Source organism: Acidovorax sp. HMWF018 (assembly GCF_003061035.1).
Lineage (GTDB): Bacteria > Pseudomonadota > Gammaproteobacteria > Burkholderiales > Burkholderiaceae_C > Acidovorax > Acidovorax delafieldii.
Window position 1 is genome coordinate 1 of the sequence record NZ_QAIM01000277.1, and the last position, 4,631, is coordinate 4,631.

General features: G+C 69.1%; 5 protein-coding genes. 2 read left to right on the plus strand and 3 right to left on the minus strand.

The annotated features are described in order from the left end of the window. The 3 genes from DBR23_RS10410 to DBR23_RS10420 form a co-directional block, all read right to left on the minus strand. On the minus strand, positions 1 to 551 hold a 551-nt coding region (locus DBR23_RS10410; protein ID WP_304466205.1), incomplete at its 3' end, for an NAD(P)-dependent oxidoreductase. 21 nt (positions 552 to 572) lie between these two features. After that, positions 573 to 1,721: an acyl-CoA dehydrogenase family protein gene (locus DBR23_RS10415; RefSeq protein ID WP_108498200.1), complete on the minus strand. Its 1,149-nt coding sequence runs from the start codon at positions 1,719 to 1,721 to the stop codon at positions 573 to 575. Further along, positions 1,718 to 2,536 (minus strand): class II aldolase/adducin family protein, encoded by an 819-nt coding sequence (locus DBR23_RS10420; RefSeq protein ID WP_108498201.1) that lies wholly within the window; start codon positions 2,534 to 2,536, stop codon positions 1,718 to 1,720. The genes DBR23_RS10415 and DBR23_RS10420 overlap by 4 nt, the downstream gene beginning before the upstream one ends. 234 nt (positions 2,537 to 2,770) lie before the next feature. On the opposite strand from DBR23_RS10420, the gene DBR23_RS10425 reads away from it, so the two are divergent. After that, the gene (locus DBR23_RS10425; RefSeq protein ID WP_108498202.1) at positions 2,771 to 3,796 is read left to right on the plus strand and encodes an ABC transporter substrate-binding protein; all 1,026 of its coding nucleotides are present in this window, start codon (positions 2,771 to 2,773) and stop codon (positions 3,794 to 3,796) included. A gap of 116 nt (positions 3,797 to 3,912) precedes the next feature. After that, positions 3,913 to 4,509: a molybdopterin-dependent oxidoreductase gene (locus DBR23_RS10430; RefSeq protein ID WP_108498203.1), complete on the plus strand. Its 597-nt coding sequence runs from the start codon at positions 3,913 to 3,915 to the stop codon at positions 4,507 to 4,509. The last annotated feature ends 122 nt before the right edge of the window (positions 4,510 to 4,631 follow it).

Consider the following 4,631-nt stretch of genomic DNA (forward strand, 5'->3'; position numbering starts at 1 on the left):
CCCCCACGCCGCAGCACCACCACCTGCATGCCCAGCGCCTGTGCACGCACGGCCACCGCGCGGCCAATGGCGCCATAGCCCGCAATGCCCAGCGTGCGGCCCTGCAGGGTGCCGGGCAGGTGCTGGTCCACCCGCGCAAAGGTCTCACGCCATGGGTCTGCCCCTTGCACGCGCAGTATGTCCCAGTCGCGCTGGTGTGCCAGCAGCGCCGTGATCACATATTCGGCAATGGGCACTGCCGCCACACCGCGTGAACATGTCACCAGCGGCACCTGCAGCAACCACGGCGGAAAGAAGTCGATGCCCGCCGATGCCACATGCACCCACTGCAGGCGCCCCGGCCAGCCCGCCGGGGGCTGCGCGGGCGCAATGCGCCAGCCATTGCGCGGGCCGGTGAACAGCACATCGGCATCAGCGGCACGCTCCCAGGCAGGCACAGCGGCATCGTCGGCCAGGGCCACGGGCAAGCCCGCAGCGGCCACCAGGGCATCGGCCTCGGCACCGGTCTGGTTCAACACCACCAGGGGGCGGGGGGCCAGCACGGCATTCATGGCGTATCCGTTCTCATCGTCTCAGCCCAGGCCCAGCGCGCGGCGGCCTGCGGCAATGTGGGCGCTGTCCTCCTGCGGGGTGTGCACACGGCCACACAGCACATCGCGCAGATGGCGCTCCAGCGGGTTTTTGCGTGCCAGGCCGTGGTTGCTGGACAGCTGCAGCGCCGCCTGCACCACGTCGATGGCGTTCTGCGTGGCCACGGTTTTCACCAGGCCGCTGTCCACCGCTGGCACCAGGGTGCCGGTGTCCAGGTCATGCGCCACGCTGGCGATCAGCCGGTCGTTGGTGAGCAGCAGGGCCTCGATGCGGCCCACGGCCTCCTGGGCGCGCGGCAGGCTGGACAGGGGTGCGCCCAGGTTGGCGGGCGTGCGCTCGCGCAGAAAGCGCACCACCCAGTCGCGCGCCGCGCGGGCCACGCCGGTGTACAGAGCGCCCAGCATCACCGTCATCTCGGCCAGCATGGCGGGCTCGCCACGGGCCCAGTCCTGCGGCAGGCGCACATCCAGCGCGTGGTCGTGGGGGGTCAGCACGTCCTGCAGGATCACATCGTGGCTGCCGCTGGCGCGCAGGCCCAGGTGGTCCCAGGTGGCGTCGATGCGGATGCCGGGCGAACCGGCCCGCACCAGGAACGAGCCCACGCGCGGCACCTCCTCATCGGTGCGGGCCCACACCACATACCAGCGCAGGATGGGCGCGCCGGTCGAATACACCTTGTGCCCGCTGATGCGCCAGCCCTCGGCCGTGTGCCGCGCCACTGTGGCAGGCAGGCCGCCGCGTGCGGGCGAGCCCAGCTCGGGCTCCACGCGCAGCGCATTGATGAGCGACACCTCGTTGTGCGACTCGTGCACCAGTTGCCGGGCCAGCGCCTGCGGCCAGGGCGAGCCAGGCCGCCCCATGCCGCGCTGCTGGATGTACTGCATGGTCAGCACCAGCGCCGTGGCCGGGCAGCCCTGGCCCACCGCGCCAATCACCTCGCCCAATTGCGCGGCCGACGCGCCCTGCCCGCCCAGCGTGCGCGGCGCGGCCAGCGCCAGCAGGCCGGCCTGCTGCAGGTCGGCAAAGTTCTGGTGCGGAAAACTCCCGTCCCGGTCGTGCGCCACGGCGCGCTCGGCGAACTCCACCGCCAGCGTGCGCGCCACCTGCCCCCAGGTCAGCGGCGCGTTCATTGCAGCACCTCGGGCTGCTGCCGCACAAGGATGTCGAACATGCTCCTGAAGGCAAACTGCGCGCCGCCGGGCCCGCCGATCTGTGCATGCGTGTGCTGCGCGATCTCATGGCGAATGGGTTGGGGCGTGCCCGCCGCCTCGGCCAATAGCTGGGCCTGGCAGGCGTTCTCCAGCGCGATGTACCACCACGCCGCCGCCTCCACCGACGGCCCCGCCGTCAGGATGCCGTGGTTCTGCAGGATCACAGCCTTTTGCGCCCCCAGCGCCTTGCCAATGCGAAAGCCCTCGTCCGTCTCCAGCACCACCCCCGTGAAGTCGTCGAACAGCGCGTGGTCTTCATAGAAGATGCACGAGTCCTGCGTCAGCGGGTCGAGCTTGCGGCCCAGCGCAGACCACGCCTTGCCGTATGTGGAATGGGTGTGGGCCGCAGCAATGATGTCGGGCCGCGTCTCGTGCAACGCCGCGTGGATGGCAAACGCCGCGCGGTTCAGCGGGCCCTGGCCGATGACGATCTCGCCTGCCGCGTTCACCAGCAGCAGGTCGGACACCTTGATCTGCGAAAAATGCACGCCCAGCGGGTTCACCCAGAAGTGGTCCGTCCACTCCGGGTCGCGCGCAGTGATGTGGCCTGCCAGCCCGTAGTCAAACCCCTGCTGTGCAAACAGCCGAAAGGCCACGGCCAGGTTCTCCTGCCGGTAGCGGCGCTCGGCCTGCACCGTGGGGCGCGGGCTGGGCGCATCAAACCAGTCCTTGCGCTGCGGCGTGGGGTTGCGGGCGAGGTCGGTGGCGGGCAGGGGCTTGAGGACGGCAGACATGGGCGGCGGCTTTCCAGATCGGTGAGGTGGACGAAAGAGAAACGAACCCGCCCACCATAGGGGCGCCCCCGCCCCGCGCCAACGAAGAAATCCGCGTGACCACATGCGGTTTTCGCATGCACCACGGTGGGTGCTGCGTTTGCCGCATATCGATGCTACGCAATGGTCTTTGCGCTGCCGCCGGGCTTGTTGGAACCTTGTGGCTCGACACACCGATCCACACACCAGCCTGCCATGCCCCATACCCCTCCTTCACTGAACCGCCGCCATCTCCTCCAAACCGGCCTGGGCGCCGCCGCATGGGCGGCCACAGCGGGTATGCCCGCACTGGCGGCATCGCCCGGCACGCCCGACCTGTCCAAGGTCACGCTGCGCGTTGGCACCTACAAGGGCCTGTGGCGCGCGCTGATCGCCGCATCGGGCCAGGGCAACACGCCCTACCGCATCGAATGGCGCGAGCTGAACAACGGCGTGCTGCACATCGAGGCCCTGAACGGCGACGCGCTGGACCTGGGCTCGGGCAGCGAGATCCCTGCCTTGTTTGCCGCCCGGCAAAAGGCGCAGGTGCGCTTCATTGCCGTGGTGCGCGAAGACCTGAACAACCAGGTCACCCTGGCCCGCAAGGATGCCCCCATCCAGCGCATTGCCGACCTGAAAGGCAAACGCGTGGGCTATGTGCGCGCCACCACCTCGCATTACTACCTGAGCAAGCAGCTGGCCGAAGCGGGCTTGTCGTTTGCCGACATCACGGCCATCAACCTCACCCCCGCCGATGGGCTGTCGGCCTTTGACCGGGGCGACCTTGATGCCTGGGCCATCTACGGCTACAACGGCCAGCTGGCGCGGCTGCGCTACGGCGCCCGCGTGATCAAGACCGGTGTGGGCTACCTGTCGGGCAACTTTCCCATCTATGCCAACCCGCGCGCGGTGGACGACCCCGCGCGCCACGCCGCCATCAGCGACTACCTGCTGCGCCTGCGCCGCGCTTACCAGTGGGCCAACGGCAACTACCTGGACTACGCCCGGGCCCAGTCCGCCGAAACCCGCGTGCCCGTGGGCGACCTGATCGAGCTGTGGAACAGCCGCAGCACCGACTACGACCTGCGCCCCGTGGACGACGCCGTGGTGCAAGGCCACCAGGCGGTGGCCGACACCTTTTTGCAACTGGGCGTGCTCGACGGCCCCGCGCAAGTGGCGCCCCTGTGGGACCGCAGCTTCAAAAACGTGTTGCGCCCCTTCGCGATCGACAAGGCGGCCTGACACGCACAACCCCCGCCGCCGCAGCCACACCCCGTGCCACTTTTTGCGTGGCGGGGAGCACCGCTTGCGCTTACCATGCGCCCCTGATTTCCATCAAGGAGCACCCTCCCATGAGCATGAACAAGCGCAACTTCGTCGCCTCCGGCATGGGCCTGGCTGGCCTGTGGACGGCCACGGGCAGCAGCCACGCCGCCACGCCAGCCAAGGCCCCCAGTGGCCCCACGCTGCTCACCATCAGCGGCGCCATCACCCAGTCCAACCGCGGCGCGCTGGACACCACCATCGACCAGATGATGGGCAAACACGGCATCCAGTTTGACAAGGCCTTCGCGCTGGACGCCGCCGCCCTGGCGCGCATGCCCGCAGTCACCATCAAGCCCACGCTCGAATACGACAGCAAGCCCCACACGCTCAAGGGCCCCCTGCTCACAACCGTGCTGGCCGCCGCCGGTGTGGCCGCGGGCAGCCCCGTGCAACTGGGCCTGCGCGCGGTGGACGGCTACAACGTCAACATCAGCATGGCCGACGCCCAGGCCTACCGCATGATCGTCGCCACCCACATCGACGGCCAACCCATGGCCCTGGGCGGCCTGGGCCCGCAGTGGGCCGTGTACGACGCCGACGTGCTGCCCGCCTTCAAGGACAAGCCCGTGAAGGAACGCTTTGGCCTGTGCCCCTGGGGGCTGTACCACATTGAGGTGAAGAAGGCCTGAGCCAGCGCAGGCCCACCGCCGACGGGCCGGTGCATAGCAAAGCACCTCAACCCCGCACCCAACAAAAAGAGCGCCCCCAGGGTCGCTCTTTTTTTGATAGCTGCCAGCGCATGATCCACTAG